Source organism: Pseudonocardia halophobica, from assembly GCF_027922425.1.
Classification (GTDB): Bacteria; Actinomycetota; Actinomycetes; order Mycobacteriales; family Pseudonocardiaceae; genus Pseudonocardia; species Pseudonocardia halophobica.
This window is the reverse complement of the sequence record NZ_BSFQ01000014.1, coordinates 114,273-139,866: the sequence shown is the minus strand read 5'-3', so window position 1 is coordinate 139,866 and position 25,594 is coordinate 114,273. Positions and strand designations below refer to the sequence as shown.

Below are 25,594 nucleotides of genomic sequence, written 5' to 3'. Positions count from 1 at the left end.
AGGAGACCAACCATGTCCGTGCTCGATGAACCGGTCGGCGGACCGGCGGGGAACCCGCTGGTGCGGGCCCTGCGCGGGGTCCCCGCCCAGGAACGCGCCGCCTTCGGCCCGGCCGACCGCGAGGCGCCGCCGGTGCAGTGGGTTCCGACCGCCGTCGCGATCCTGCTGGCCGCCCTGCTGCTGTGGGGCATCTCGCGCGTCGCCCCGGCGACCATGGTCGGGACCGGCGCGCTGGGCCTCGCCCTCGGCTTCACCCTGTTCCACTCCCGCTTCGGCTTCACCTCCGGCTGGCGGCAGCTGGTCGCCGTCGGGCAGGGCGCCGCGATTCGTGCGCACATGGTGATGCTCGGGGTGGCGACCGTGCTGTTCGGCGTGATCTTCGCGACCGGCATCGGACTGTCCGGGGACCCGCGCGGGTACGTGTCACCGGTCGGGATCGGGCTGGTCGTGGGGGCGTTCCTGTTCGGCGCCGGCATGCAGATCGGCGGCTCGTGCGCCTCCGGCACGCTGTTCGCCGTCGGCAGCGGGCAGAGCGCCATCGTGCTGACGCTCTTCGGCTTCATCGTCGGCTCGGTGTTCGCCGCGCTGTCCTTCCCGTTCTGGAACGACGTCGTGCCGCAGGGCCCGGCCATCTCGCTGGTCGACGTCTTCGGCGGCATCCCCGGCGCCGTCGGCGCGTCGCTGCTGGTCCTGGTGCTGATCACCGGTCTGACCTACTGGGTGGCCAGGCGGCGCACCCCGCCGCCGGTCGAGCGGCCGCCGTCGGCCCGCGGGGTCGCCCGCGTGCTGCGCGGCTCGTGGCCGCTGTGGGTCGGCGCGATCGTGCTGGCGGTGCTCAACGCCGCGGTGCTGTTCGTGTCCGGCCAGCCCTGGGGCGTGACGTCGGCGTTCGGGCTGTGGGGCGCCAAGGTCCTGCAGTGGTTCGGCGCCGAGCCGCAGAACTGGGCGTTCTGGCAGCAGCCCGCCAACGCGAAGTCGCTCGCCGGCCCGGTCCTCGCCGACCGGATCTCGGTGCTCGACCTCGGGATCATGGTCGGCGCGCTCTTCGCCTCCGCGGTCGGCGGCGCCTTCCTGCTGCACAAGCGGATCCCGTGGAAGCTGGCCGTCGGCGCGGTCGTCGGCGGGATCCTCATGGGGTACGGCGCGCGGCTCGCGGGGGGCTGCAACATCGGCGCCTACTTCTCCGGAATCGCCTCGTTCAGCCTGCACGGCTGGATCTGGGGTGTGGTCGCGCTGGCCGGGACGTGGGTCGGGCTGCGGCTGCGGCCGCTGTTCGGGCTCTCGAACCCCAAGCCGGCCGACTCGATCTGCTGATCACCAGAAAGGAACCCTCCATGATCCGTGTGACCTCCGCCGTGCTCGGCGGGATCGCCCTGACCGCGCTCGCCGGCGGCGTCGCCCACGCCGCGCCGGTGATCGCCGAACCGCCGACGGAGCCCGGCCCGGCCGTCGCGGGCAACCCCCTGTGGGCCACCGACCACGTGCCGGTCCCGGTCGACGACCCGACCTTCGGGGTCTTCGACGCGATCGCACCGGTCCACGGCCTCGTCGGCGGCATCAACTAGCGCCGACCTGCCCACCGGGGACCGGAGCCGTCACGACCTCGCGAGCGGTCGTGGCGGCTCCGGTGTGTCCGGGGATCTCCGCCGCTCGCCGGTCCGCAGGGGCCGTTCGCGGACCGGCCGGGTGAGGAACCTCCCGGGTGCTTCCCGCCGCGACGGTCGGGCGACAGGGTGGCGTCCATGCTGTTCATCGGGCCGGCGGCCGACGAGTCGACGGACGAGCACGAGGGCTACGTCGCCGGGCTCGACGCCGCGGGGCGGGCCACCGACATCTGGACGGACGTCCGGGAGCGGCTCTCCGGGTACGTCGCCGTGCTCGCCCGGTGCGAGTGCGGATGGTCGGGCCTGCCGCAGCCGGCCGACCCCGCCGGGCACCGGGCCGCCGAGCGGGAGTGGATCGACGGGCACTTCGCCGCCGTCGTCGGGACGGGGCCGTGGCCGGACGAGATGTTCCTGCGCTCCCCGGTCCGGGCGACCTCCGCCGTGACGTGAGCCGGAGTTCATTGACGCGCCTCAGGGCCGCCGGGCACGATCACGGCGAGGAGACCTAGTCGATCGTTCGTTCAGTGGGACTCTCGTGGCCGGGTGAGCCGGGCGCGTGCGGTTCCCGGCGGGCGGGGAGCGGAGCAAGGATGCGGACGCGCTTCACGGAACTGTTCGGGGTCGAGCACCCCATCGCCCAGGGCGGCATGCAGTGGGTCGGGCGGGCGCCGCTCGTCGCGGCGGTGGCCAATGCGGGCGGCCTGGGCTTCATCACGGCCCTCACCCAGCCCACCCCGGAGGACCTGCGGGCGGAGATCCGGCGGTGCCGGGAGCTGACCGACAAGAACTTCGGCGTCAACCTCACCATCCTGCCCGCGATCACCCCGCCGCCCTACGCGGAGTACCGGCAGGTGATCATCGACGAGGGCGTGCCGTTCGTCGAGACCGCGGGGTCCAACCCCATCGAGCACCTCGAGCACTTCCACTCCGCCGGCATCAAGGTGATCCACAAGTGCACCTCGGTCCGGCACGGGATCAAGGCGCAGAACCTCGGTGTCGACGCCCTGTCCATCGACGGCTTCGAGTGCGCCGGGCACCCGGGTGAGGACGACGTCCCCGGGCTGATCCTGCTGCCCGCCGCGGCCGACGCCCTCGAGATCCCGTTCATCGCCTCGGGCGGGTTCGGCGACGGTCGCGGGCTGGCCGCGGCGCTCGCGCTCGGCGCCGACGGCATCAACATGGGCACCCGCTTCATGGCGACCGTCGAGTCGGGCATCCACCAGAACGTCAAGGACCGGCTGGTCGAGGCGGGGGAGCGGGACACCCAGCTGATCTTCCGGCAGCTCCGCAACACCGCGCGCGTCGCCGACAACGCCGTGTCGCGCGAGGTCGTGGAGAAGCTCAAGGCCGGCGCGCAGTTCGAGGACATCCGGGACCTGGTCGCGGGCAAGCGCGGCGCGATCGTCTACGAGACCGGCGACCTCGACCACGGCATCTGGTCGGCGGGCATGGTGCAGGCGCTCATCCGCGACATCCCCACCTGCGAGGAGCTCATCACCCGCATCGTCCGGGACGCCGAGGAGATCATCACCGGCCGCCTCGCCGGGATGGTCGGCGCACCCGCCGCGGTCTGAGGCTCCGCTCCCGCGAGTCGGGACTTACGGCAGCGCGAGTCGGGAGTTGTGGCAGCGCGAGTCGGGAGTTGTGGCAGCGCGAGTCGCGCCGTGGAAGTCGGGCTGTGCGCTCCGGCGAGTCGGGAGGTCCGGCAGAACGGAGCGGGGGCTGCGTTCGGCGGCCGGGGCCGGGAAAGTGGAGGCATGCCCTCCGATCCCGGCCCCGACGCCGTCGCGCGATCCGCGGCGGGCCGCGAGGAGCCGACGGAGGCTTCGTTGGCCGGTCCGCATCGCCACGCCGACCGGATCGCCGACGCTCGCGCCGCCGCCATCGCCCGGGCGAATGCGCTGGAGGTGCAGGTCGAGGCGCTCGCCGAGCAGCAGGCCCTGACCACGCACGACGACGAGCACGACCCCGAGGGCGTCACGATCGGCTTCGAACGCGCCCAGCTCCTCGGCCTGCTCCGCGGCGCGCGGGACGAGATCGCCGCCCTCGACCGCGCCGCCGACCGCCTGCGGGAAGGCGCTTACGGCCGCTGCGCCCGCTGCGGCGCCGCCATTCCCGACGTCCGCCTCGAGGCCCTCCCCGCCACTGACACCTGCCTCACCTGCGCCGACCTCCGCCGCCGACGCCGCCGCTGAGCAGACAGCTCGCACCCCCGATCGGTCCTCGCACACCCACTCCGACCGCCGGCGCACCCGTCGGGTCCACCCACACCCGTCGGGGCGGCGGCCCCTCAGGACGATTCGTCGCCGAGGGCGCCGAGAGCGGGGGGAGTCCCCAGCCGGATCGCGATCGCCGCGGCCGGCCTGCCGCCGCCGGTGCTGCAACTCGTCGTCCCCGGGGTCGCGCGCGGGGTCGACGGGCGGGTCGACTTCGCCTGGCGGGAGCAGCGCGTGGTCGGGGAGTTCGACGGCCGCGTGAGGTGCGGGCGGCTGCTCGCGCCCGGGCAGGAGGCCGGCGCCGCGGTCTTCGCCGAGAAGGTGCGCGAGGACGCGATCCGCGCCGCGGGCTGGACGGTCCTGCGCTGGACCTGGGGCAGCTGCGGGAGTTCGGGACGGTCGCCGCCCGCCTCCGCCGCGTCCTCGACGGTTGATCGCACCTCGCACACCCGAAGGTGCGTCGCGCGGGCCGTCGACCGGGTGTGCGACGCACTCCACAGGTGTGGGACCGGGTCGGAGCGGGTGTGCGGCGCCGGGATGGGTGTGGGACCGGGCGGAGCGGGTGTGCCGTGCCGAAGCGGGATCGGACGAGCGGACGCGCCGCGGACGGCCGCTACCAGGTGCGACTCCCGCCACCTGATCGGGACAGGCCCCTCTGACCTGCGCAGATGCTCCCATTCGCCCGATCGTTCCGTCCTGCAATCCCCTGGCACCGCGACTAGCGTTCCCCGGCGGTGACGACGGAAGGACAGTAGTGGCCGACGAGGAACGCGACTCCGGGCTGACCCTGGACGAGATCACGATCACCGACGAGGCGACCATCAGGAGGGCGGTCGGCGCGGCCGCGATCGGCAACGTCACCGAGTGGTACGACTTCGGGGTCTACTCGTACCTCGTCGTCACGATCACCAAGGTCTTCTTCACCGACCTGCCCCCGGCGACGGCGACGGTCTACGCGTTCGCGGTGTTCGCGGTCTCGTTCCTGGTCCGGCCCCTCGGCGGGCTGTTCTTCGGCCCGCTCGGGGACCGCATCGGCCGGACGAAGGTCCTCTCGATCACGGTGATCCTGATGGCCGCGGGCACCACGATCCTCGGCCTGCTGCCGGGCTACGCGACGATCGGCATCGCGGCACCGTTGCTGGTCCTGCTCGTCCGGCTGATCCAGGGCTTCTCCACCGGCGGCGAGTACGGCGGCGCGATGACCTTCATCGCCGAGTACGCCCCGGACCGGCGGCGGGGGTTCCTGGGCAGCTGGCTGGAGTTCGGCACGCTCACCGGGTACGCGCTCGGCGCCGGGCTCGTCACCTTCCTGACCTGGATCCTGACTCCGGAGCAGCTGGTCAGCTGGGGTTGGCGGATCCCGTTCCTGCTCGCCCTGCCGCTCGGCGCGGTCGGGCTCTACCTGCGGGTGAGGCTCGAGGAGACGCCTGCCTTCCAGGCGATGCTGCAGTCCTCGGAGGCCAAGGAGGGCACCCCGACCGGCCGCGCCTTCCGGCTGATCTTCACCAAGTACTGGAAGCAGATGCTGATCGCGGGCGGCGTGATCATCGCCTGGAACGTCACGAACTACGTCCTCACCGCGTACGTCCCGACCTACGTCACGGAGACGCTGCCGCCCGAGGACCGGATCAGCGAGACGGCGTCGAACCTGCTCCAGATCGCCGTGCTGGTGATCCTGATGGCGGTGATCACCTTCCTCGGCCGGCTCAGCGACCGGATCGGCCGACGCCCGGTGCTCATGATCGGGTCGGTGGCGCTGGTCGTCCTCGGGCTGCCGTCGGTTCTCCTGCTGCGTATGGGCGGGGTCGGCTCGACCTTCCTCGGCCTGCTGGTGATGGGCCTGATGCTGGTGTGCTTCTCCTCGACGGCGCCGTCGACGCTCCCGGCGCTCTTCCCGACCGAGATCCGCTACGGCGGCCTCTCGATCACCTTCAACCTGTTCGTGTCGGCCTTCGCCGGCACGGCCGCGACGGTGATCGGGGCGCTGGTGCTCACCACGGGCGACCTCAACTGGCCGGGCTACTACCTGATGGCGGCCGGCGCCGTCGGGGCGATCTCCGTCTGGCTGCTGGCCGAGAGCGCCCGCAAGCCGCTCGCCGGATCCCGGCCGGCGGTGTCCAGCGAGGCCGAGGCCCGCGCGCTGATCGCCGAGCGTTAGGCGGCGGCGCGGCGGGCGAGCCGGACCCGCAGGGTGTGGTCCGGTTCGGGGGCCGTGATCGCGCCGGGCACGCCGCCGAGACACTCCAGCTCGCCGCGGTCGACGAGGTAGCGCACGTGCGAGGCGGTCTCGGCGAGCGCGCCGATCCGCATCGGGCCGACCTCCTCCCAGGGCCGCGACCAGGTCAGCCGGGCCGCCAGCTCCCACATCGTCGGCTCGCCGGCCTCGCGGACGATGGCCAGCAGCTCGTGGCACCGCTCGGCGTGGTGCGCCTGGAGCGCCCGGGACCGCGCGGCGAGCCCGCGGAACCGGTACTCGTGGGCGGGCAGCGCCGTGAGCCCGCCGTGCTCCTCGTCGGTGACGGCCACGCGCTCGAGCGAGTCGAGGAAGGTCGCCAGGGCCGGGGCGTCGGAGCTGGGGGTGAGGCCGATGTTCGGGGTGATCCGCGGCAGCACGTGGTCGCCGGTCAGCAGCACGCCGGCGTCGGCCTCGAGCAGGCAGATGTGCCCGGGGGTGTGGCCGGGGGTCCAGAGCGCGCGGAGCGTGCGGCCCGCCAGCGGGAGTGCGTCGCCGTCGTCGAGCAGGACGTCCGGCTCGGCCATGACCCCGTCCGGCCCGCCGGACCGCGGGCCGGTGAGCTCGCCGACCTCGTCCTCCGAGGCGCCGCAGCCGCAGAGCCAGCCGGCCATGACCTGCCGGCGGTCCTCGGCGCTGCCGGAGCCCCAGCGCTGGGGGAGCGTGGCGGCCTCGGCCGTGTGCATCGCGATCCACGCGCCGCTGCGCTCGGCGAGGCGGCCGGAAAGGCCGTGGTGGTCGGGGTGCACGTGTGTCGCGACGATCCCGACGACGTCGTCGAACCCCGCGCCGGCGGCGGTCAGCCCGGCGACCAGCGCGCACCACGTCTCCTCGGTGTCCCATCCGGGATCGACGACGACCACGCCGTCGTCGCCGGGGACGAGGTAGCAGAGCGTGTACCGCAGGGGGTTGTGCGGGATCGGCACCGGCACCGACCACAGGCCCGCCTCGAGCCGCTCGACGGGCGGGAGCACCTTCGCCGCCCACGCCTCGCGCTGCGCCGTCCCGACGACCTCCACGCCCGCGGGGACACCGCCCGCAGGGACCCTCTGCACCACCCGGCCACCCACTTCCTGGACGCCGAACGTCCGAAAACCTGCTCGGACGGTAACCCGGCCCGGGCGGCTCACTCAACCGAGCGCAGCAGGAACGTGACGAGACGCTCCGCGTAGTCCTCCACGTCGATGTTCGGCCGCAGGCGCTCCGGGGTGGACGAGACGTGCAGGGCGACGCCGCCGCACAGCGTGTCGAGCAGCAGTGTGACCGGGGTGTCGGCGGCGATCTCGCCGCGGTCGATCCCGCGCCGGATCATGGCGCGCGCCGCACGCACCTGGGCCTCGCGGTGGCGTTCCCACCGCTCGGCCACCCCCGGCAGCTGCGGCGCGTCGAGCCCCATCCGCTCGAAGGCGCGTCCGGACGGACCGAGGTGCATGTCGAGGAGCTGCCGCGCCAGCCGGACGAGGTCGCCGCGGAGGGTGCCGGTGTCGACGTCCGCGACCACCGGCACGCGCTCGGCGAGCGCACCGACCAGCAGGGCCTCCTTGGACGGCCAGCGCAGGTAGATCGACGCCTTGCCGACGCCCGCGCGGCGGGCCACCGCCTCGACGCTGAACCCCGCCCAGCCCTGCGAGCCGAAGAGCTCGACGGCGGCGCGGGCGACCCGCCGGTCGACGTCCGGGTTGCGCGGGCGGCCCGCGGCGGGGGAGGCGCTCATCTCGCGGCCAGGTTAGCCCCGCGACGACCGGAGCCGCCCCGAGCAGGACGGACCGGGCCGATCGGGACGAGCGGGCCCGGGTGACCCGATGGGGCGAACGTGACGGACCTGAAGTTGCATGGCGCAAGCATCGGCGTATTCTTGCGTGTAGCAACCAAAGGGAGAGGTCCGTGATCAGCACGTCGACGGCGTCCGACCTCGCGGAGGCCATCCGCGAGTTCGTCGACCTCGGCCGTCTCGCGCGCCAGCTGGCCGACGCCGAGCCGCCCGCCGACGGCGCCTGCGTCCTGCACCCCTCGCGGGCCGGGCTGCTCGGCCTGCTCGTGGCGGACGGGGAGCAGCGCCTCGGGGTGCTGGCCGCGTCGCTCGACGTCGACGCCTCCGTGATCAGCCGGCGCGTCGCCGCGTTGGAGGAGGCCGGCCTCGTCGCCCGCCGTCCCGACCCGCAGGACCGCCGCGCCCACCTGGTCGGCGTCACCGAGCGGGGCCGGGCCGTGCTGGCCGCGTACCGCGAGCACCGCGCCGAGCAGCTCGCCACCGCCCTCGCCCACCGCACGGACGAGGAGGTCGGACGGATCGCCGGCGAGCTCCGCGGCCTGGTCGCCGACCTGCACCGGATCACGCCCGCCCCGCGGCGGCGGTCCGACCCGGCACCCGCGCGGTAGCCGCCCGCGCGCCGGGTACGCCCGGTACCGAGATCCCGCACGACCCGAGAGACCCCCAGAGACGAGGAAGCACGCGTGTCCACCACCCGCGCCGAGACACCGGTCGCGCCGAGCGCGCCGGCAGCGCCCCCGACGAGCGGCGAGGCCGGCGGCATGACGCACCGCCAGGTCCTGCAGGCGCTCTCCGGCATGTTGCTGGCGATGTTCACCGCGTTCCTGTCGGCGACGATCGTCTCGAACGCGCTACCGACGATCATCACGGACCTGCACGGCTCGCAGAGCCAGTACACCTGGGTCGTCACCGCGACCCTGCTGTCGTCCACGGCGAGCACCCCGATCTGGGGCAAGCTCTCGGACCTCTTCTCGAAGAAGGTGCTGGTCCAGCTCGGCATCGTCCTCTACATCGGCGGGTCGATCCTCGCCGGCTTCTCGCACTCGGTCGACATCCTGATCGTCTGGCGGGCCGTGCAGGGCCTGGGCCTCGGCGCGCTGCAGTCGCTGATCATGATCGTGATCGCGGCCATGATCAGCCCCCGGGAGCGCGGCCGCTACACCGGCCCGATCGCCGCGGTGATGTCGCTGGCCACGGTCGCCGGCCCGCTGATCGGCGGTGTGATCGTGGACAGCTCGCTGGGGTGGCGCTGGTGCTTCTGGGTCGGCGCGCCGTTCGCGGTGGTCGCGCTGGTCGTCGTGCAGCGCACGCTGAACCTGCCCGTGGTCAGGCGCCGGGTGAAGGTGGACTACCTGGGCGCCGCCCTGATCGCGGCCGGCGTCTGTGACCTGCTGATCTGGGTCACCCTGGCCGGCAACGAGTTCGCGTGGGGCTCGGGCACGTCGTGGCTGCTCATCGCGATCGGCGTCGTCCTGCTGGGGCTCGCCGTGTTCGTGGAGTCGCGGGCGGCGGAGCCGATCGTCCCGCTGTCCCTGTTCAAGGAGCGCACCACCACGCTCGCGGTGATCGCCAGCATCGCCGTCGGCGTCGCGATGTTCGGCGGCGCGGTCTTCCTCGGCCAGTACTTCCAGATCGCGCGGGGCTACTCGCCGACCGCGTCCGGGCTGCTCACCCTGCCGATGATCATCGGGTCGACCCTCTCGGCGACCGTCTCCGGCATGCTGATCACCAAGCTCGGGAAGTGGAAGGTCTTCCTGGTCGTCGGCGCGATCCTGATGGTCGTCGGCTTCGGCCTGCTCGCCACGATCGACCACGCCACGAACATCTGGCTGATGGGCGTCCACCTGGCCGTGCTGGGCCTCGGCATGGGCATGACCATGCAGAACCTGGTGCTGGCGGTGCAGAACACGGTCAGGGTCACCGACCTGGGCGCGGCGTCGTCGACCGTCACCTTCTTCCGGTCGCTCGGCGGCACCATCGGCGTCTCGGTGCTGGGCGCGATCCTGGCGACCCGGGTCGCGGACCTCACCACGCAGGGCCTGTCCGACGCCGGCGTCCCGGTGAGCGGCGCCGCCTCCGGTGAGGTCGGGATCGGCTCCCTGAACGAGCTGCCGGCCTTCGTCGCCGACATCGTCCGCGGCGCCTACGGGGACGCGACCGCCCGGATCTTCCTGGTCGCGGGTGCGCTGGCGATCGTCTCGCTGCTCGCGATCGTGTTCATCAAGGAGGTCCCGCTGCGCACGCTCAGCGGGATCCAGCAGCAGGCCGAGGCCGACGGTGCGCCGGCGGCCGCCCCGGCCGGCGCCGTCGCCGCGGCCGCCGCCCCGGCTGCGGCCGTCGCCGCGCCGGTCACCGCGACCGGCCCGGCCGAGCTGCCGACCGATGACTGGCACCGCGGACGGCACGCCATGCCGCACCACGCCACGGCCGGGCGTCCGGCCGATCCCGACGGCGTCGGGCCCGCGGTGTACGGCTTCGTCGCCGGCACCGGCGGCGTGGGGATCGGGCACGCGGTCGTCACGCTGACGGCCGGCACGGGGGAGCAGATCGGCCGCGCCACCACCGACGCCGACGGCGGCTTCGAGTTCCACCTGCCGACCGGCGGCACGTTCCTGCTCGTCGTGTCGTCCGGCACGCTGCGGCCCTCGGCGTCGATGGTCGCCGTGGCGGACCGCCCCGTCCGGCACGACGTCACGCTCGGCGGCGGCAGCGAGATCTCCGGGACCGTGACGCGGGGCGAGCCCGCCGTCCCGGCCGCCGGGGTGACCGTCACGCTCATCGACGCCCGCGGCGACGTCGCCGGGACCACCCGGACCGACGACGCCGGCCGCTACCGGATCGCCGGCGTCTCCGCCGGCGCGTTCACCCTGGCCGCAGCCGGGCCGGGGGTGCCGGTGGCGACCTCGGTGACCCTCACCGACGAAGCCCCGCTGGTGCACGACGTCGTCCTGCCGAACCGGGCCGGGCTGCGCGGCACCGTCACCGCCGCGAGCAGCGGGCGGGGCGTGCCCGACGCCGTCGCGACCCTCGTCGCCGCCGACGGCCGCGTGGTCGGCTCGACCACCACGGACGGTGAGGGCGGCTTCGCGTTCGCCGACCTGCCGAGCGGCACCTACACGCTCACCGCGGCCGGGTACGCGCCGGACGTCCAGGTCGTCCGGGTCGACCCCGGCGGGACGACCGAGGTCCGGGTCGCGCTCGGCGCGCCCGCCCCGGGCGGGGTCCCGGCGCCCTCGGGCCGCGCGCCCCAGCCCGTCGCGGGCGACTGACGGAGGAACGACGGGCCCGGCACCTCGCGGTGCCGGGCCCGTTCCGTGCCGGCCGTCAGGCGGTCACTCGACGGTCGCGTCGACCGTGACCGGGATGTTGCCGCGGGTGGCGTTCGAGTACGGGCAGACCTGGTGGGCGGCCTGCACCAGCTCGTCCGCCGTGGCCTGGTCGACCCCGCCGATCTCGGCGTGCAGGGCGACGGTCAGGGCGAAGCCGCCCTGGTCGTTCGGCCCGATGCCGACCTCCGCGGAGACCGAGGAGTCGGTGATGTCGATCTTCTTCTGCCGTGCGACGGCCTTGAGCGCGCTGTGGAAGCAAGCCGAGTAGCCGGCGGCGAAGAGCTGCTCCGGGTTGGTGGCGCCGCCGGCGCCGCCCATCTCCTTCGGGGTGGCCAGGTCGAAGTCGAGCAGGCCGTCCGACGAGCGGACGTGGCCGTTGCGGGCGTCCCCGCTGGACATGGCGGCGGCGGTGTAGAGCACCTTCACGATCGGCTCCCTGTAGGTAGAACGAACGGTCTTTCCTTGCTGTTGGCCGACTCTGGCACGGGTCGCGCGGAAGCGCAAGACCGATCGTTCCGTCTGTTAACCTGGCCGCATGCCCGCCCGGCTCGCCGACTCCCCGCCCCACGGCCGCACCCCCGGCCGGTCGGAGGCCCGCGACCGCCTGCTGCGCACCGCGTCCGCCTTGTTCTACGGCGAGGGGATCCGCGCCGTCGGCGTCGACCGGGTGATCGGCGAGGCCGCCGTCACGCGCGCCACCTTCTACCGGCACTTCCCGAGCAAGGACGACCTGGTCGTCGCCTACCTGCGGTCGGTGGACGAGGCGATCCGCACGCTCGCCGGACCCGCTCCCGAGGGGGCACCGCGGCTGCGGGCCGTGATCGGGGCGATGGGGGAGCAGGCCTGTACCGCCGGGTTCCGTGGATGCGCGTTCATCAACGCGGCCGCGGAGTACCCCGACCCCGACAGCCCCGTGCACCGCGCGGTCGCGGAGCACCGCCAGTGGTTGACCGAGCTGTTCGTGCGGGAGCTGGGGGTGGCCGGGCACCCGGACCCGGAGCAGGCCGGAGCGCAGCTGATGATGCTGCGGGACGGGGCGATGGTCGCCGGCTACCTCGCCGACGCGGCGCGGGCGCGGGAAACCCTGGCGCGGGGGCTCGAGGATCTGCTGGCCCAGCCCTGAGCCGTGATGCTCCCCGGCCAGTGACCGTGGAGGCCGGCTCAGCCCCCGTACGCCCATTCCCCGGCAATGAGCGTCCCGCGCACGGCAGCAGCCGAGGGGGAGGCGAGGGCTGCGGCGAGGGGGCGGTGGAGCAGGACGAGATCGGCGGCGACGCCCGGCCGCACGGTCCGCGGCGGGCCGCCGGGGTCGTCGGGAGCGGCGAGGTAGGCGACGAGCGCCTGCCGGGCCGGGACGGATTCGTCGGGACCGAGAGCCGTGCCGTCGGGTGTGTGGCGGCTGGTCGCCGCGGCGATCACCACCCACGGGTCGACCGGGCCGTAGGGGGCGTCGGAGGAGAGCGCGACCCGCACCCCGGCGTGGAGCAGGCTCCGGCACCGGTACAGATCGCGATGCTCCTCGAGCGGCAGCTCCCGCCGGAAGAGGTCGCCGCGGTCGGCCAGGAACCCCGGCTGCGTGACGACGGCGAGCCCCCGCAGCGCCGGGACCAGCTCCTCCGGCACCAGCGCCGCGTGCTCGACCCGGTCCGCGGGGTGCCGGCCGGCCTCGTCGAGCGCGGCCAGCAGCAGGACCAGCGACTCGCGGGTCACGCTGTGCACGGCGACCCCGCGCCCGGCCTCGTGCCCCGCGCGGATCCGGGCCACCAGCTCGTCGTACGGCGGGAGGCCCGAGTCGGCGAGCACGATCTTCAGCGGGCCGACGGCCGCACCCGGGGGCGCGCTCGCCCCGAGCGGCACACCGAGCAGCATCACGCGCTGCACGACCTCGGTGAGCGCCGCGGCGGCCGAGGAGTCCAGGTCGGGCGTCGCGTCCGTCACCGCCGTGATCCCGTGGGCCGCCAGCTCCCGGCCGAGCGCGGACAGGTCGGGGAGCCCGGAGCCGGGGAGCCGGGCACGGAGCCAGTCGTCGGCGCGGAACAACCGGCCGGTGGGGGTGCCGTCGGCTGCCCGCTCGACGCCGGGATGGTCGAGCGGCCCCAGCGCCGCGAGCGCCCGGGAGTTGAGGACCCACAGCGCCCCGCTGCGGTGCTGGACGCGGACCGGACGCCCGGGGTGGAGGGCGTCGAGCGTGGCGGCGTCGAGGTCGTCGCCCGGGTAGCCCGTGCCGCGGACCCAACCGTGCTCGTCCGGCGCGGCCGCGCCGAGCGCCGCGGCGAGATCGGGCCTCGAGCAGTCGACCGAGCGTCGGGCCGCGGCCAGCGCGTGCAGGTGGACGTGGTGGTCGACGAGCCCGGGCAGCAGGGCACCCCCCTCGCACTCCACCGCGGGGCCCCCACCCGAGCCGGCGGGCGACACCGAGGTCACCAGGCCGTCCCGCACCCGGACGTCGACGCGGGCGCCGTCGACCTCGGCGTCGCGGAGGACGAGATCGGTCACCGGATGCCCAGCTCGGCGAGGACGGCCGCGGTGTCGGCGCCGGAGGCCGGTGCGGGCCCGGGTACGGGACGAGTCCGGGGTGCGGCGACCGGCACGGGACCAGAGGAAGTGTCGACCACCCAGCCCGCGCCCTCCCGCCGGGCGCTCCCGCCGGTGTTGCCGTCGAGCGTCCCGGCGACGACCTCGGCCATCGCGACGTCGTGCAGCGCACCCGGCGCGGTGAGGGCCAGGGCGGCGGCGGTCAGCCCGGTGAGCGGGTCGGCGATCGCGTCGCCGGCGAACACCGGGAGGCCCTCGGCGTCGCGGGCGACGAGCCCGGCCGCGGCCGCGACGTCGTCGCCGAACCCGATCCGGTTCGACGCCCGGCCGGCCGCGGTGATCGAGACCCAGGTCGTGCCCCGCGCGACCGCGGCCTCGGCGTCGAGTCCGAACCCGCGCAGCGCCCGCGGCCTCGAAGCCTCGATCACCACGTCGGCCGCCTCGACCAGCGCCGCGAGGGCCCGACGGGCGTCCGACACGGACGGGTCGAGCACCACCGACCGCTCACCGGCGTGCAGGAGCGCGTGGAACCGCGGCTCGCCGCGGCGTGCCCCGTCCGGCCGCGACGGCGTCTCGACCGTGACCACCCGGGCCCCGGCCCGTGCGAGCAGGTGCGCGCACAACGGCCCCGCCCACAGGGCTCCGAACGACACGACGAGCAGACCCGCCACCGACCGCGGGACGCCGATCGACCGCACGGCGCCGGCGGCCTCGCGGATCGGCGCCCCGGCGACCCCGAGCAGCTCGGCGCGCTCGGCGAGGTCGTGTGCCGGCATCCCGGCCAGCGCGGCGGTGAGCAGCGGCCACGGGTCGTCGTCGGGCAACGGGTGCTCGACGAGTGCGCCGAGCAGGGCGGGATCGTCCGGCCGGGCGCACGAGACGGCGGCCCAGCCGTCGGCGATCGGCACGAGCCGGCAGCTCCCGCCCGCCGACACCCGGCCCGCGCGCCGGTGCCCGGTGAAGGCGGCGCGCTCGGCGAGCAGGGCGGCTCCGTCGACGCCGAAGAGGGACCCCAGCTCGGCGGCGACGGAGGCCGCGCGGCCCGGGGGGACCAGCGGCGGCCCGTCGGCGTGGCCGGTCAGGGGCACGACACCCGAGGCCGCCCAGTCCGCCGCGGCGTCGGTCCCCACGCCAGCACCCTAACCGCCGGTCACGGCACTAGGCTCGCCTCGCCATGACGCCGCGCACGGTCCACCCCGCCGACCTCGCCGACCAGGCGCCGCTGCTCGACGCGGAGGCCCGCGTCGACGGGCCGCTGCTGGGCGTCGATCTCTCCGGCCCGCCGGCCGACGTCGCGCACCTGGCCCGGATCGCCGAGGAGTCCGACCGGATCCTGGTCGGGGTGGGGAAGCCCGGCCCGGGCTGGAGCCCGCTGGTCCGGGCCCTGGCACTGACGCTGGTGCCGGCCGGTCGTGACACCGGACCGGAGCTCGTCGGCGTCGGGGACCCCGGGGCCGCGCTGGCCGACCTGCACGCCGCGGCCGAGGCGAACCCGCAGGCCGCGACCGTCCTGGCCGGGCTGCTGCGCTGGTCCGGCGCGCTGTCGGTGCCCGCCGCGCTCGACGCCGAGTCCCTCGCCTACTCCACCCTGCTCGGCGGGCCGGAGTTCCGGGCGTGGCTCGACCGCCGCGGCCCGCGCCCCCTGCCGCCGCCCGTCGACGAGCCGGTCCGGGTCGCCCGGGCGGGCCGCATCCTGCACCTCACGCTCAACCGGCCCGAGCGGCGCAACGCGTACGGCCGGCAGCTGCGTGACGCCCTGGTCGGCGGGCTCGACCTGGCCCTGCTGGACCCGGACGTCGAGGAGGTGGTGATCGACGGGGAGGGCCCGGCCTTCTGCGCGGGCGGCGACCTCGACGAGTTCGGCACCGCACCCGACCTGGCCACGGCGCACCTGGTCCGGACCCGCGCGGGCGCCGCCCGGCCGGTGCACGCGCTGCGCGACCGCGTCGAGGTCCGCCTGCACGGACCCTGCGTGGGCGCGGGCATCGAGGTGCCGGCGTTCGCGGGCCACGTCGTGGCCGCCGCGGACACGACCGTCCGGTTGCCCGAGGTCTCGATGGGTCTGATCCCGGGGGCCGGCGGCACCGTGAGCCTGCCGCGGCGCATCGGCCGGTGGCGCACCCTGTACCTCGCCCTGTCGGGCAGGCCGTGCGACGCGCCGACGGCGCTGCGGTGGGGGCTCGTCGACGCCGTCGCCGAGCAGTGCCAGGCTGACGCCCATGAGCCGTGACGACAACGGTCCCGACGTGGACACCGACCAGCTGGAACCCGAGGACACGCTGGACTACCGCGGGGTCGAGGACGTGCTCGACGAGGGCTACTCGCCGCCCGAACGTCCGTGGGCCGTCGACGACTACGGGATCACCCCCTCCGACGAGCACACCGGCGAGGACCTGGACCACCGGCTCGCCCGCGAGGTGCCCGACAACTGGGGCGACGACGACGAGGACGCCGACTGGCAGTCCGACACCTCGGACACGGACGGCGAGCTGCGCGACGACCAGGTCGGCGACCCGCGCGCCGGGCGCCTCGTCGACGCCGCGGAGGGCGGGGTCTCGGACACGGACGCGGACGCGTGGGCCCGCGACGTCGGCATCGACGGCGCCGGCGCCTCCGCGGAGGAGGCCGCGGTCCACGTCGTCGACGACCAGCAGTAGCCGCCGACGAGGAGGCGCCGAGGAGCAGGTGCCGTTAACGCCCGCGACCCGATGATCGTGGTCGGGCCGTGAACTCACCGTCGTCGACCGTCGGGGGCGGAATCGTGCCCCGCTGGATCCTGCCCCTCGTCCTGCTCAGCGACCTGCTCGTGCTGGGCGTGCTCTACGCGGTCCTCGGCCGGCCCGGGCTGCTCTTCGGACTGCCGGTGCTGATCGGCACGGCGATCGCGCTGCTGGTGCTCCGGCTCGTCACCGCCCCGCACCGGCGGTTGCTGGCCGACCTGCGGAGCGTCGGCGCCGGCGGGCCCGCGCCGTACCGGCACGGCTCACCCGGCGGAGCGGAGGAGCCGTTCTGGGCGTGGCCCGGCGACCGGCCGACGAGCGGCGACGGTTCTGGTGACGACTCCTGCGACGACCGGGACCATCGGCACGGCGTGGATCATTCGTGTGGCGGCTCGTGGACCTCGGATCCGGGCCGGGACGGGTGGGAGCCGAGCTGGTCGGGCCCCGGGGCCGACTCCGGCTGGTCGGGCTCGGACCCGTCGGCCGGCTCCTCCTCCGACTCCTCGTCGAGCTCCTCCTCGTCCGACTTCTCGTCGAGCTCCTCCTCCGACTCGGGCTCCTCGTCGTCGTCCTCCTCGGACTGAGACCCGCGGCGGCCGGGGTCACGGGCCGGGATCGGGCGGCTCGACGAGACGGTGCCGGTAGGCCAGGGCCACCAGCTGCGCCCGGTCGCGGGCGCCGAGCTTGGTCATCGCGCGGCTGACGTGGGTCTTGGCGGTGGCGTGGCTGATGGTGAGCTCGGCGGCGATCTCGGTGTTGCTCAGGCCGTACGCGACGAGGGCGACGATCTGCCGCTCGCGGGCGGTGAGCTGGGCCAGCGCGTCGGGGTCGAGCCGCGGCGACGCGGTCCGGGCGGTGAGCCGGGCGATCAGCCGGCGGGTCAGGCCCGGGGACAGGAGCGCCTCGCCACCGGCGACGACCCTGATGCCGCGTAGCAGCTGGGCGGGTTCGGTGTTCTTGATCAGGAAGCCGGCCGCGCCGGCGGCGAGGGCGTCGACGACGTACTCGTCGTGGTCGAAGGTCGTGAGGATGAGGACGTGGACGTCGGCGAGGTCGGGATCGGCGGCGATCTCGCGGGTGGCGGCCAGCCCGTCGACGCCCGGCATCCGGATGTCCATGAGCACGACGTGGGGACGGGTCCGCCGGGTCAGGTCCACCGCGGTGGCCCCGTCGCCGGCCTCGCCGACCACGACCATGCCGGGCTCGGTGTCGACGAGGACGCGGAATCCGCCGCGGACGAGGGCCTCATCGTCGGCAATGAGCACGCGTACGGGTCCGGCCGCCGGATCGACCGGGAGATGCTCGGACGTCATCGCGGGCCGGGGACGGGCAGCTCGGCGCACACCTCGAAGCCGCCGTCGGGATGCGGGGCCGCGGTGAGGCGGCCGGACAGCGCGCGGGCCCGCTCGCGCATCCCGTCGATGCCGTGCCCGCAGGGTGTGCCCGCGGGGGACGCGTGCCCGTCGTCGCGGATCCGGATGAGCAGCCGCGACGGTTCGTAGGTCAGGGCCACCCGGACGCTGCGGGCCCCGGCGTGGCGGATCACGTTGGTCAGCGCCTCCTGGACGATCCGGTAGGCGGCCAGGTCGACGGTCACGGGCAGGGGCCGCGGCTCCCCGTCGACCTCCCGCTCCACGCGCAGGCCCGCGGCGTCGGCCGTGTCGAGCAGGTCGGGGAGCCGGTCGAGCCCGCCCCGGGGTGCCCGCGGTTCCCCGGACGAGGTGTCGGCGCGCAGGATGCCGAGGATCGTCCGGACGTCCGTGAGCCCGTCGTCGCAGATCGTCTTGATCGCGGCGAGCGCCTCGCGGGCCTGCGCGGGGCGCTGGTCGGCGACGTGCAGGCCGACCCCGGCCTGCACGCTGACGGTGGCCATGGTGTGGCCGACCACGTCGTGCAGTTCCCGGGCGATGCGCAGCCGTTCCTCGGCGGCGAGCCGGCGCGCCCGCTCCTCGCGGGCCTGCGTCTCGCGGGCGTGCCGGGCGCGGGTGGCGGCAAGGACCGCCCGGTGGTAGCCGACGGCCGCGCCGGCGCTGCTCGCGGTGGCCGCCAGCAACACCGCGTCGGGGACCACGCCGACGGTCTCGGTGTCGCCGAGCACGACCCGGATCGCGACGATCTGGACCAGCGCGGTGACCGCGGCGCCCGCGAGGCCCCACCGCCAGCCCCGGAGGGCCGCGAGGGTGTAGCAGCCGATCAGCGGGGCCAGCGCGACCAGGAGCCCGGGATACGGGACGAGGAACCAGAGGAGGGGAACCGCCTCGAGCACGGCCAGGGCCACGACGGGCTGACGGCGGCGCACCGCGACCGCTCCGGCGACCGCGACGGCCAGCGCGGCCGCTCCGGCGTCGAGCGGGCGGGCGTCGGCCACGGCCGGCAGGATCCCGGCCGCCGCGGCGGCGAGGAGCCCCACCGCCACGCAGACCCCGAACACCCCGTCGACCACGGCCGGTGACCGCAGGCCGCGACGCACCGGCTCACCCCTGATGTCGACCATCCGCCCACCCTCGATCCGGCCCGCCCGTCGCCCGGTCCATGGTCGCCGGTGCCGCCCCGGGAGCGCATCCACCGCGAGCGGTGTCCCCTTGCTACCTCCACGGTCGTACGTCGTCTACCACCGGCGGCCGACCGTGCCGCCGCGGGATCAGCCCGAAGTGCCGACCCTCGTCCGACGCGCAGGCCCGGGCCCGGCGCCCACCATTCGCGGACCGGCCGGGACCGACCAGGCCAGGCCTCAACCGAAGGGACCCGTGATGTCCGTCGATCACGTGCTCGCCGTCCACCTCTCGCTCGCCGTCGGTGGCTACGAAGTCGGGGCGGGACGGACCGTGCCCACCGTCGCCGCCGTGCTGGCGTTGATCGGCGTGGTCGTCGGCGGGGTGGCACTGGCCCGCCCCGCCGGTCGTGTCGGTCCGGTCGGCAGGCGGGCCGCGGCCGTCGTCGGCCTGGTGCTCGGGCTGGTCGGCGCGGTCGTCGGCGGGCTGCACGCGGCCAACTCCGCGGGTGGCCTCGGCACCGGCAACGGGCTGGCCGGGGCCGTCGCGGCCGTGGTGCTGGGGCTGGTCGGGACGATCGTCTCCGGGCTGGCGCTCGCCCGCTCCCGCCGCCCCGTCCGACCCGGCTGACCCGCTGGTCAGACGGGCACGACCGCGGTGGCGGCACGGGCGCGTGCCGCCACCAACCGCCGTCGGAACGTGTCCGCGTCGCTGTGCACCGGACTGGTGCCGTGCACGAAGTCGAGGAGCACCTCGGCGAAGCGTGCCGGGTGCTCGGAGTGGGGGAAGTGCCCGGTGCGCTCGAAGACCTCGAGCCGGCTGGACGGGAGCCGGTCGTGCGCGGCGAGCGTGTGCGCGAGGGGGATGACGGTGTCGTCGGTGCCGGCGACGAGCAGGAGCGGGAGCTCGGCGAGCAGGTAGAGCCGGCCCGTCCCGTCGAGGCGCTGGCCGGACCAGTTCAGCGCGCTGCGCACGGTGTGGATGAACGCGTCCCGTGCGCCGTCGTCGGCGAAGGAGGCGAGGGCGCAGGCCAGTTCGTCCAGGTCGGCGGTCGGTACCCCCGGCACGAGCCGGACGGCCCGGCGCGCGAGCCCGGCGATCCTGCGCGGGGTGAGCGTGTGCACGGCCTTCAGGACGGCGGCGGCGCCCGGCAGGCTCGCGGCCCGCAGGGCGATGCTGACGTCCGGGCCGAGGCCGCCGCTGGCGTCCAGGACGAGCCGCTCGGTGAGCTCGGGGAACTGGTAGGCGAACTGCATCGCGACACCCCCGCCGAAGGAGTGCCCCACCACGGTGGCGCGGTCCAGGCGCAGGGCGAGCAGGAGATCGCGCAGGCCGGCCGCGTAGGCGCCGAGGGAGTAGTCGCCGGTCCGGGGCTTCGCCGACTCCCCGTGGCCGAGCAGGTCCGGTGCGACGACGTGGGCGTGGCGGCCGAGCAGGGGCAGCACCGGCAACCAGGTGGCCGAGCTGCTCGCCAGCCCGTGCAGGAGCACGACGGTCGGGCCGCCGCTGCGTCGTCCGGTCTCCAGGTAGGTCACGCGCTGGCCGTGGAGGACGATCTCGCGGCGGGCGACGGACGCGGGTGCCGTCGAGCGGGAGCGGCGGTGGAGCCGGTGGGCTCGGGGCGGCACGCCGGGCGTGGGACCCCGTCGGGGGAGCTGGCTCATCTCGTCCTTCGGTGGCGGAGCCGGGGACGGCGTCGTCCACCTCGGCAGCGGTGTAGCGGGAGCGCCGGGGACATAACCCGATCCCGTGATCGATAGTCGGGCCAGCGCTGTCGGGCGCGTCACAGACGGCCCGGCTCCGGGGAGTGCGCCTACCGGTGTCGACGGCCGTGCAGCCGGGCGAGCAGCCGCCACGCCGGGCGCTGCAGGAGGTCGGGGACGCCGTGCAGGGCGAACGGCAGGCCGTGCCGGACGTTGACGGCGGCCAGCTCCCCGAGCGGCGGGAACCGGCCGCCGCCCGCCAGTGCGCGGAACTGCTCCTCCAGGGGGCCGACCGGCGTCTCCCGCATCCGGATCCGCGCGGCTCGTCGAAGGGGTTGGCGAACGCGTGGACCATCGTGGGCGGGACCGTCACGGTCTCCCCGGCCCGCAGCTCGCGGGTCTCCGCCCCGACGACGACCCGCAGCCGTCCCTCCAGCACGGTGAAGGCCTCGGTCTGCGCGAGGTGCCGGTGCCGCGGCGGGCCGCTCAGCCGCGGTGGGAGGACCGCGTCGACCTCGAACAACGCCCCGGCGTTGTCCCGGCCCGACGCGCGGATGGTGACGGTCTCGCCGGTGGGCAGCCGGAGGACGGGGGACGGGGTGCCGAGGTCGGTCATCGTGGGCTCCTCAGCGGGTCGGGTCGGCCGACCGGGAACGGCGCTCGTCCGTCGCGGCGGCCGGTGCGGTCGCCTGGACCTGCCGCAGGAGCGCGGTGAAGGCGAGGGCCGCCGTCACGGCGCCGCCGACGAGGCGGACCCGGTGCCCGGCGACGAACTCGGCCGCGACGCGGCGCAGCTCCTCGGCGGGGTGGGTGCCGACCGGGTCGACGAACATGATCTCGTTGCGCGGCCAGAAGAACAGCACGGAGAACAGGAACTCGCAGGCGACGAAGACGGCGACGGCCCCCGCGACCCACCACCGCAGGCGCCGGTCGCGCCAGGTCAGCACGACCGTGGCGAGGCCGGTCACCACCACCGCGGCGCCGAGCGGGGGGAAGTAGTCGGCCGGCCCTCCGGCGACGAGGAACTCCCGCGCCCGCTCCAGCGACGCGGGTGGGTCGGCGAAGATGTTCGGGTAGAGCATCACGGTCTCGGCGGCCACGCCTCCGAAGGACAGCAGGGCCGCCCACACGAGGACGACGAGTGCCGTCGTCGTGACGGTCGTGCGGGACATGGGGTCCTCCTCCGCTGGTCGGTGCCGGGCGGTCGGCCCGGAGTGGTGGGGACGCTAGGTCCGGGAGCAGGCCCGGGTCTGCCGCGTGATCGCGCGACCCGGTGTCGCTTCTCGACGTACACGCGGCCGGTGATCGTCGCCTCCGGGCGTCTGTGGTGGCACCGCGCTCCGCTCTACTCTCGACGATCGTGCAGGCCGTCCGCCCCACCCGCGTCGAGGCACTCCTCGGAGTCGCGGTGTTCTGCCTGGTCGCGGTCGCCGTCATCGGGGACGCGGGCCCGGACGGCCGGTCGACCACCGGCACCGTGACCGCGTTCGCGTTCGCGGTGGGGTTCGGCGCCCTGCTGGTGGCCGCCCGAGCGTGGCCGGTCCCGGTGCTGCTCGTGACGGCGGTCGGCATCGTCGTCTACTACGTGCTGGACCTGCCGCCGATCGGACTGGCCGCGCCGATCGCGGCCGCGCTGTACGTCGCCGCGGAGCGCGGGCGCGTGGTGTGGGCCGTGGGCGTGGCCGGCTGCCTGCTCGCGGCGTCGATCGGCGTGCGACTGGCCGAGGGCGACGACCCGGCGATCGTCCTCGGTCTCCAGCTCGGCTCCGAAGCGGCACTCGTGCTCGCGGTCGTCGCCCTCGGCGACGCGGTCCGCAGCAGGCGGGCGCTGCGTGCCGAGCTCGCCCGCCAGGCGGACGCCGCGGAGGAGGAACGGCGCCGCGAGGCCGCCCGGCAGGTCGACGCCGAACGCGTGCGCATCGCGCGCGAGCTGCACGACACGCTCGGGCACACGATGTCCGTGGTCACGCTCCAGGCGGCGGTCGGGGAGGAGGCCCTCGCCGACGGCAAGCCCGCCGACGCACAGGCCGCGCTCGCCGCCATCGGCACCGCCGGTGCGGGCGCGATGACCGAGCTGCGGGCCACCCTCGGGACCCTGCGCCGGGACACCGGCGCTCCGGAACCCGCGGCGGGCCTCGACCGGCTCCCGGCGCTGGTCGACGGGGTGCGCAGCGGCGGGCTGCCGGTCGAGCTGCGCGTCGACGGGGACACCGCCGCGCTCCCCGCGGTCGTCGCCACCACCGCCTACCGCGTGGTCCAGGAGGCGCTCACCAACGTGCTTCGGCACGCCGGGGCCACCCGCGTCACCGTCGCCGTCGAGGTGTCCGGCGGGCGGCTGCGGGTGGAGGTCGTCGACGACGGGCGCGGCGCCCCCGGCGGCCGGGTCGCCGTCGAGCCCGGCCACGGCCTGCACGGCATGACCGAGCGGGTCGCGCTGCTCGGCGGGGAGGTCCGGGTCGGCGACGCCGAGGGCGGCGGCTTCCGCGTCCGTGCCTGCCTGCCCGTCGGGCGGGCGGCCACATGACCCCGGTGCGCGTCGTCCTCGTCGACGACCAGCATCTCGTCCGCGCGGGCCTGCGCGGGCTCCTGGAGCGCGACCCCGGCATCACCGTCGTCGGCGAGGCGGGCGACGGCGCGACCGGGCTGGCCGTCGTCCGGACCGAGCGGCCGGACGTCGTCCTCATGGACGTGCGCATGCCCGGCACCGACGGGCTCGGGGCGACCCGCCGCATCCTGGCCGACCCGGCGCTCGACCGGGTCCGCGTCGTCATGCTCACCACGTTCGACGACGACGAGTACCTGTTCGAGGCCATCCGCGCCGGTGCGGCGGGGTTCCTGCTCAAGGACACCCGGCCCGACGCCCTCCGCGACGCCGTGCACACCGTCGCCGGCGGGGACGCGTTGCTCTCACCCGCCGTCACGCACCGGGTCCTCGCCGCGGCGGCCCGCGCCGCCGCGCCCACCCCGGACCGGATCGCCTGCCTCACCGCTCGCGAGCGGGACGTCCTGGAGCAGGTCGGTCGGGGCCGGTCGAACGCCGAGGTGGGCGCCGCGCTGTTCCTGAGCCCGGAGACCGCGCGGACCTACGTCAGCCGGCTCCTCGCCAAGCTGGGCGCCCGCGACCGGTCGCAGCTCGTCGTCATCGCCTACGAGAGCGGCCTCGTCCGCCCCGGCGAGCCCTGACCCGTGGGCGTCGGCGGTCCGACCGGGTCCGTCAGGCGCTGTCCCGCTCCACCACGTGGGCGGGGAAGCGGCGCACCGCGTGCCCCGGGTCCCACCGCCCCTCGATGGCGGAGAGGACGACCCCGGCGAGCGGGGTGTCGCCGCCGGTGAGGTCGCCGGCGACCGAGGTCAGGCGGGGCCGCAGCAGGTCGCAGAAGGGGTCGTCGTCCATCCCGATCACGGCGACCCGGCCGGGCACGTCGATCCCGGCGTCGGTGAGGGCGCCGAGCAGCAGCCCGGCGTGCCGGTCGCTCGGCCCGACGACGCCGTCGGGCATCCAGCCCCTCCGCCACTCCTCGACGACCCGGTCGGCGGCGTCGACCTCGGGCGGCATGGGCACGTAGCGGGCCTCGAGCCCGCGCTCGGCCGCCGTGGCCAGCACCTCGGCGATCCGGTTGCCCAGCACCAGGTCCGCGGCGCGGTCGTCGTACGAGCCGAGGACGGCGATCCGCCGGCAGCCCCGGTCGGCGAGGCGGGTGGCGGCGACGCGGCCGAGCTCGCCGTCGTCGAGCACCACGGTGGCGGTGAGTTCCGACGTCCGCCGGCCCAGCGCGACCGGCACCGTGCCGGCCTCGGCGAGCATCGCGACGCTCTCCTCGGTGAACCGGTCGAGCGTCGCGACGACGGCCGCGGGCCGCAGCGCCAGCCACGCCCGGGCGGCCGCGAGCCCGCTGACGGTGGGGTCGCCGTGGATGAGGAAGGTGTAGCCCGCCTTGCGCACCTCGGACGCGATCCGGACCAGGCCGAAGAAGGGCAGCCGGTCGCTCATGATCGAGCTGCCGTCGACGTGCCCGACGACGAGGTCGCTGCGCCCGCGCCGCAGCGACCGCGCGCTGACGTGCGGGACGTACCGCAGCGCCTCCGCGGCAGCGAGCACCTTGGCGCGCGTCTGCTCGGGGATCCGGGCGCCGGGCGTCTGGTTGAGCACGTAGGAGGCGGTCGCCCGGGACACGCCCGCCTGGCGGGCGACATCGCTCATCGTCGCCGCTCGAGGCCCTGCGGGGCCGTGCGCTCCGTTCGGACCGGTCGTGCCGTCCACCTGGCCGATCCTGCCAGCCACCACTCCGCCACGATCAGGTTCAGTACCCATGACGCCCAGACGGAGACACCGACGGCCTGCGCGATCACGGTGGGTGCACCGTCGGCGCCCGACAGGGCGCCGGGGGCGTACACCGCCAGGCAGATCGGTGACCACACGCGATTGGCCACGATGGACCACGTGAGGGCGACGCTGCGCACCATCCAGGCCCGGTGCTGCGCGTACCGGCGCCGCCGGGCCGTCCGGTACCCCAGCACGCCGGTGACCAGCCAGAGCACGCCGAGCGCGGTGTTGCCCGCCTGCTGCACCGGCCCCAGCTCGCCGAAGGGGGCGACCGTGAGGACCGCCAGCCCGCCCGGGAGCACCCCGGCGAACAGGTACAGCCGCCCGCTCCACCGGTGCACGCGGGGGTGCGTGCGGCGCAGCCACGGCCAGACCTGCAGCACGCTGGTCAGCAGGGCGACCGAGCCGAAGGCGATGTGCGCTACCAGCATCGGGTAGAAGTGCGGCAGCTCCGGCCGGGGCGGGACGCGGGACCGCGCCGGGTCCAGGCCGACGTAGGGCGGCAGGGCGATGACGAGGAACAGGACCGCGAGGAGCGCGAGCGGCAGGACCCAGGGACGGCGCCAGAAGGACCGCGACGGGCTCGACGGCGGCGGGCTCGACGGCGGGTGCGGCGGGGGCGGCGTGGTGGTGGGTGCGGCCATGCCGTGATCCTGCGGCGCCGCGG

At 75.5% G+C, this 25,594-nt stretch carries 28 protein-coding genes and 1 pseudogene; 15 read left to right on the top strand and 14 right to left on the bottom strand.

The window, feature by feature from the left end:
- The first annotated feature begins 12 nt into the window (after nucleotides 1-12).
- From PKE99_RS18250 to PKE99_RS18230, 5 genes are all read left to right on the top strand, one after another.
- Nucleotides 13-1,314, top strand: coding sequence for a YeeE/YedE family protein (locus PKE99_RS18250; RefSeq protein WP_037048047.1), 1,302 nt, complete (start codon nucleotides 13-15; stop codon nucleotides 1,312-1,314).
- A gap of 20 nt (nucleotides 1,315-1,334) precedes the next feature.
- Nucleotides 1,335-1,565 (top strand): hypothetical protein, encoded by a 231-nt coding sequence (locus tag PKE99_RS18245; protein ID WP_037048049.1) that lies wholly within the window; start codon nucleotides 1,335-1,337, stop codon nucleotides 1,563-1,565.
- A 177-nt stretch (nucleotides 1,566-1,742) separates the two neighbouring features.
- Nucleotides 1,743-2,054 carry a hypothetical protein gene (locus PKE99_RS18240; protein ID WP_037048050.1) on the top strand — a complete coding sequence of 104 codons (312 nt, stop codon included), beginning with the start codon at nucleotides 1,743-1,745 and terminating at the stop codon, nucleotides 2,052-2,054.
- Between the two features lie 140 nt (nucleotides 2,055-2,194).
- On the top strand, nucleotides 2,195-3,178 hold the full coding sequence (locus PKE99_RS18235; protein WP_037048052.1) for an NAD(P)H-dependent flavin oxidoreductase: 984 nt from the start codon (nucleotides 2,195-2,197) through the stop codon (nucleotides 3,176-3,178).
- Between the two features lie 183 nt (nucleotides 3,179-3,361).
- A complete protein-coding gene (locus PKE99_RS18230; RefSeq protein WP_081924313.1) occupies nucleotides 3,362-3,799 on the top strand; it encodes a TraR/DksA family transcriptional regulator in 438 nt (145 codons plus the stop codon).
- 95 nt (nucleotides 3,800-3,894) lie between these two features.
- On the opposite strand, the gene PKE99_RS18225 is transcribed toward PKE99_RS18230, so the two are convergent.
- Nucleotides 3,895-4,260, bottom strand: coding sequence for a hypothetical protein (locus PKE99_RS18225; RefSeq protein ID WP_156067718.1), 366 nt, complete (start codon nucleotides 4,258-4,260; stop codon nucleotides 3,895-3,897).
- A gap of 314 nt (nucleotides 4,261-4,574) precedes the next feature.
- On the opposite strand from PKE99_RS18225, the gene PKE99_RS18220 reads away from it, so the two are divergent.
- On the top strand, nucleotides 4,575-5,978 hold the full coding sequence (locus PKE99_RS18220) for an MFS transporter (protein ID WP_231498284.1): 1,404 nt from the start codon (nucleotides 4,575-4,577) through the stop codon (nucleotides 5,976-5,978).
- Here the strand turns inward: PKE99_RS18220 and PKE99_RS18215 are convergent.
- Both PKE99_RS18215 and PKE99_RS18210 read right to left on the bottom strand, forming a co-directional pair.
- Nucleotides 5,975-7,111 (bottom strand): MBL fold metallo-hydrolase, encoded by a 1,137-nt coding sequence (locus tag PKE99_RS18215; RefSeq protein WP_271214891.1) that lies wholly within the window; start codon nucleotides 7,109-7,111, stop codon nucleotides 5,975-5,977. The genes PKE99_RS18220 and PKE99_RS18215 overlap by 4 nt on opposite strands.
- Before the next feature lie 68 nt (nucleotides 7,112-7,179).
- Nucleotides 7,180-7,767 (bottom strand): TetR/AcrR family transcriptional regulator, encoded by a 588-nt coding sequence (locus PKE99_RS18210; RefSeq protein WP_037048057.1) that lies wholly within the window; start codon nucleotides 7,765-7,767, stop codon nucleotides 7,180-7,182.
- A gap of 170 nt (nucleotides 7,768-7,937) precedes the next feature.
- Between PKE99_RS18210 and PKE99_RS18205 the strand changes: the two genes are divergently transcribed.
- Nucleotides 7,938-8,432 (top strand): MarR family winged helix-turn-helix transcriptional regulator, encoded by a 495-nt coding sequence (locus PKE99_RS18205; RefSeq protein WP_051737703.1) that lies wholly within the window; start codon nucleotides 7,938-7,940, stop codon nucleotides 8,430-8,432.
- 75 nt (nucleotides 8,433-8,507) lie between these two features.
- Nucleotides 8,508-11,093: an MFS transporter gene (locus PKE99_RS18200; RefSeq protein ID WP_271214890.1), complete on the top strand. Its 2,586-nt coding sequence runs from the start codon at nucleotides 8,508-8,510 to the stop codon at nucleotides 11,091-11,093.
- A 63-nt stretch (nucleotides 11,094-11,156) separates the two neighbouring features.
- Here the strand turns inward: PKE99_RS18200 and PKE99_RS18195 are convergent, their stop codons facing one another.
- Nucleotides 11,157-11,582, bottom strand: a complete 426-nt coding sequence (locus tag PKE99_RS18195; protein ID WP_197040715.1) for an organic hydroperoxide resistance protein — start codon at nucleotides 11,580-11,582, stop codon at nucleotides 11,157-11,159.
- Nucleotides 11,583-11,688: 106 nt separating this feature from the next.
- On the opposite strand from PKE99_RS18195, the gene PKE99_RS18190 reads away from it, so the two are divergent.
- Nucleotides 11,689-12,276 carry a TetR/AcrR family transcriptional regulator gene (locus PKE99_RS18190; RefSeq protein WP_051737705.1) on the top strand — a complete coding sequence of 196 codons (588 nt, stop codon included), beginning with the start codon at nucleotides 11,689-11,691 and terminating at the stop codon, nucleotides 12,274-12,276.
- A gap of 38 nt (nucleotides 12,277-12,314) precedes the next feature.
- Here PKE99_RS18190 and PKE99_RS18185 read toward each other — a convergent pair whose 3' ends face one another.
- A complete protein-coding gene (locus tag PKE99_RS18185) occupies nucleotides 12,315-13,649 on the bottom strand; it encodes an amidohydrolase family protein (protein WP_037048061.1) in 1,335 nt (444 codons plus the stop codon).
- Nucleotides 13,646-14,818 carry a CoA transferase gene (locus tag PKE99_RS18180; protein ID WP_037048064.1) on the bottom strand — a complete coding sequence of 391 codons (1,173 nt, stop codon included), beginning with the start codon at nucleotides 14,816-14,818 and terminating at the stop codon, nucleotides 13,646-13,648. Before PKE99_RS18180 ends, PKE99_RS18185 begins: the two co-directional genes overlap by 4 nt.
- Before the next feature lie 44 nt (nucleotides 14,819-14,862).
- Here PKE99_RS18180 and PKE99_RS18175 point away from each other — a divergent pair, with 44 nt between their 5' ends.
- The 3 genes from PKE99_RS18175 (at nucleotide 14,863) to PKE99_RS18165 (ending at nucleotide 16,992) form a co-directional block, all read left to right on the top strand.
- On the top strand, nucleotides 14,863-15,918 hold the full coding sequence (locus tag PKE99_RS18175) for an enoyl-CoA hydratase/isomerase family protein (protein ID WP_037048067.1): 1,056 nt from the start codon (nucleotides 14,863-14,865) through the stop codon (nucleotides 15,916-15,918).
- Nucleotides 15,908-16,345: a DUF5709 domain-containing protein gene (locus PKE99_RS18170; protein WP_037048070.1), complete on the top strand. Its 438-nt coding sequence runs from the start codon at nucleotides 15,908-15,910 to the stop codon at nucleotides 16,343-16,345. The genes PKE99_RS18175 and PKE99_RS18170 overlap by 11 nt, the downstream gene beginning before the upstream one ends.
- Before the next feature lie 104 nt (nucleotides 16,346-16,449).
- The gene (locus PKE99_RS18165) at nucleotides 16,450-16,992 is read left to right on the top strand and encodes a hypothetical protein (RefSeq protein ID WP_197040711.1); all 543 of its coding nucleotides are present in this window, start codon (nucleotides 16,450-16,452) and stop codon (nucleotides 16,990-16,992) included.
- 18 nt (nucleotides 16,993-17,010) lie between these two features.
- Here the strand turns inward: PKE99_RS18165 and PKE99_RS18160 are convergent, their stop codons facing one another.
- On the bottom strand, nucleotides 17,011-17,721 hold the full coding sequence (locus PKE99_RS18160; protein WP_051737707.1) for a response regulator transcription factor: 711 nt from the start codon (nucleotides 17,719-17,721) through the stop codon (nucleotides 17,011-17,013).
- On the bottom strand, nucleotides 17,718-18,902 hold the full coding sequence (locus PKE99_RS18155; protein ID WP_037048072.1) for a sensor histidine kinase: 1,185 nt from the start codon (nucleotides 18,900-18,902) through the stop codon (nucleotides 17,718-17,720). The genes PKE99_RS18160 and PKE99_RS18155 overlap by 4 nt, the downstream gene beginning before the upstream one ends.
- Before the next feature lie 256 nt (nucleotides 18,903-19,158).
- Here PKE99_RS18155 and PKE99_RS18150 point away from each other — a divergent pair, with 256 nt between their 5' ends.
- The gene (locus PKE99_RS18150; protein ID WP_037048074.1) at nucleotides 19,159-19,530 is read left to right on the top strand and encodes a DUF6223 family protein; all 372 of its coding nucleotides are present in this window, start codon (nucleotides 19,159-19,161) and stop codon (nucleotides 19,528-19,530) included.
- 8 nt (nucleotides 19,531-19,538) lie between these two features.
- Here the strand turns inward: PKE99_RS18150 and PKE99_RS18145 are convergent, their stop codons facing one another.
- The 4 genes and pseudogenes from PKE99_RS18145 to PKE99_RS18135 form a co-directional block, all read right to left on the bottom strand.
- Nucleotides 19,539-20,564, bottom strand: a complete 1,026-nt coding sequence (locus tag PKE99_RS18145; protein ID WP_081924318.1) for an alpha/beta fold hydrolase — start codon at nucleotides 20,562-20,564, stop codon at nucleotides 19,539-19,541.
- Between the two features lie 149 nt (nucleotides 20,565-20,713).
- Nucleotides 20,714-20,911: a hypothetical protein gene (locus PKE99_RS18140; protein WP_037048076.1), complete on the bottom strand. Its 198-nt coding sequence runs from the start codon at nucleotides 20,909-20,911 to the stop codon at nucleotides 20,714-20,716.
- Between the two features lie 23 nt (nucleotides 20,912-20,934).
- Nucleotides 20,935-21,219 (bottom strand): annotated as a pseudogene (locus PKE99_RS39025) (cupin domain-containing protein); the annotation flags it as partial.
- 10 nt (nucleotides 21,220-21,229) lie between these two features.
- The gene (locus PKE99_RS18135; protein ID WP_037048078.1) at nucleotides 21,230-21,775 is read right to left on the bottom strand and encodes a DUF1772 domain-containing protein; all 546 of its coding nucleotides are present in this window, start codon (nucleotides 21,773-21,775) and stop codon (nucleotides 21,230-21,232) included.
- A gap of 188 nt (nucleotides 21,776-21,963) precedes the next feature.
- Between PKE99_RS18135 and PKE99_RS18130 the strand changes: the two genes are divergently transcribed.
- Both PKE99_RS18130 and PKE99_RS18125 read left to right on the top strand, forming a co-directional pair.
- Complete coding sequence (locus tag PKE99_RS18130; protein WP_051737708.1) at nucleotides 21,964-23,127, top strand: sensor histidine kinase; 1,164 nt, start codon at nucleotides 21,964-21,966, stop codon at nucleotides 23,125-23,127.
- Nucleotides 23,124-23,786: a response regulator transcription factor gene (locus PKE99_RS18125; protein ID WP_037048080.1), complete on the top strand. Its 663-nt coding sequence runs from the start codon at nucleotides 23,124-23,126 to the stop codon at nucleotides 23,784-23,786. The genes PKE99_RS18130 and PKE99_RS18125 overlap by 4 nt, the downstream gene beginning before the upstream one ends.
- A gap of 31 nt (nucleotides 23,787-23,817) precedes the next feature.
- Here the strand turns inward: PKE99_RS18125 and PKE99_RS18120 are convergent, their stop codons facing one another.
- The gene (locus tag PKE99_RS18120; protein ID WP_051737709.1) at nucleotides 23,818-24,804 is read right to left on the bottom strand and encodes a LacI family DNA-binding transcriptional regulator; all 987 of its coding nucleotides are present in this window, start codon (nucleotides 24,802-24,804) and stop codon (nucleotides 23,818-23,820) included.
- Nucleotides 24,801-25,571 carry a DUF2306 domain-containing protein gene (locus tag PKE99_RS18115; protein WP_063739798.1) on the bottom strand — a complete coding sequence of 257 codons (771 nt, stop codon included), beginning with the start codon at nucleotides 25,569-25,571 and terminating at the stop codon, nucleotides 24,801-24,803. Before PKE99_RS18115 ends, PKE99_RS18120 begins: the two co-directional genes overlap by 4 nt.
- Nucleotides 25,572-25,594 lie beyond the last annotated feature (23 nt).

Bases quoted from the DNA above. Each gene is read 5' to 3' on its own strand.
- PKE99_RS18250 (WP_037048047.1), top strand. From the start codon at position 13: ATGTCCGTGCTCGATGAACCGGTCGGCGGACCGGCGGGGAACCCGCTG.
- PKE99_RS18245 (WP_037048049.1), top strand. From the start codon at position 1,335: ATGATCCGTGTGACCTCCGCCGTGCTCGGCGGGATCGCCCTGACCGCG.
- PKE99_RS18240 (WP_037048050.1), top strand. From the start codon at position 1,743: ATGCTGTTCATCGGGCCGGCGGCCGACGAGTCGACGGACGAGCACGAG.
- PKE99_RS18235 (WP_037048052.1), top strand. From the start codon at position 2,195: ATGCGGACGCGCTTCACGGAACTGTTCGGGGTCGAGCACCCCATCGCC.
- PKE99_RS18230 (WP_081924313.1), top strand. From the start codon at position 3,362: ATGCCCTCCGATCCCGGCCCCGACGCCGTCGCGCGATCCGCGGCGGGC.
- PKE99_RS18210 (WP_037048057.1), bottom strand. From the start codon at position 7,767: ATGAGCGCCTCCCCCGCCGCGGGCCGCCCGCGCAACCCGGACGTCGAC.
- PKE99_RS18190 (WP_051737705.1), top strand. From the start codon at position 11,689: ATGCCCGCCCGGCTCGCCGACTCCCCGCCCCACGGCCGCACCCCCGGC.
- PKE99_RS18175 (WP_037048067.1), top strand. From the start codon at position 14,863: ATGACGCCGCGCACGGTCCACCCCGCCGACCTCGCCGACCAGGCGCCG.
- PKE99_RS18170 (WP_037048070.1), top strand. From the start codon at position 15,908: ATGAGCCGTGACGACAACGGTCCCGACGTGGACACCGACCAGCTGGAA.
- PKE99_RS18160 (WP_051737707.1), bottom strand. From the start codon at position 17,721: ATGACGTCCGAGCATCTCCCGGTCGATCCGGCGGCCGGACCCGTACGC.
- PKE99_RS18155 (WP_037048072.1), bottom strand. From the start codon at position 18,902: ATGGTCGACATCAGGGGTGAGCCGGTGCGTCGCGGCCTGCGGTCACCG.
- PKE99_RS18150 (WP_037048074.1), top strand. From the start codon at position 19,159: ATGTCCGTCGATCACGTGCTCGCCGTCCACCTCTCGCTCGCCGTCGGT.
- PKE99_RS18145 (WP_081924318.1), bottom strand. From the start codon at position 20,564: ATGAGCCAGCTCCCCCGACGGGGTCCCACGCCCGGCGTGCCGCCCCGA.
- PKE99_RS18140 (WP_037048076.1), bottom strand. From the start codon at position 20,911: ATGCGGGAGACGCCGGTCGGCCCCCTGGAGGAGCAGTTCCGCGCACTG.
- PKE99_RS18135 (WP_037048078.1), bottom strand. From the start codon at position 21,775: ATGTCCCGCACGACCGTCACGACGACGGCACTCGTCGTCCTCGTGTGG.
- PKE99_RS18125 (WP_037048080.1), top strand. From the start codon at position 23,124: ATGACCCCGGTGCGCGTCGTCCTCGTCGACGACCAGCATCTCGTCCGC.
- PKE99_RS18120 (WP_051737709.1), bottom strand. From the start codon at position 24,804: ATGAGCGATGTCGCCCGCCAGGCGGGCGTGTCCCGGGCGACCGCCTCC.
- PKE99_RS18115 (WP_063739798.1), bottom strand. From the start codon at position 25,571: ATGGCCGCACCCACCACCACGCCGCCCCCGCCGCACCCGCCGTCGAGC.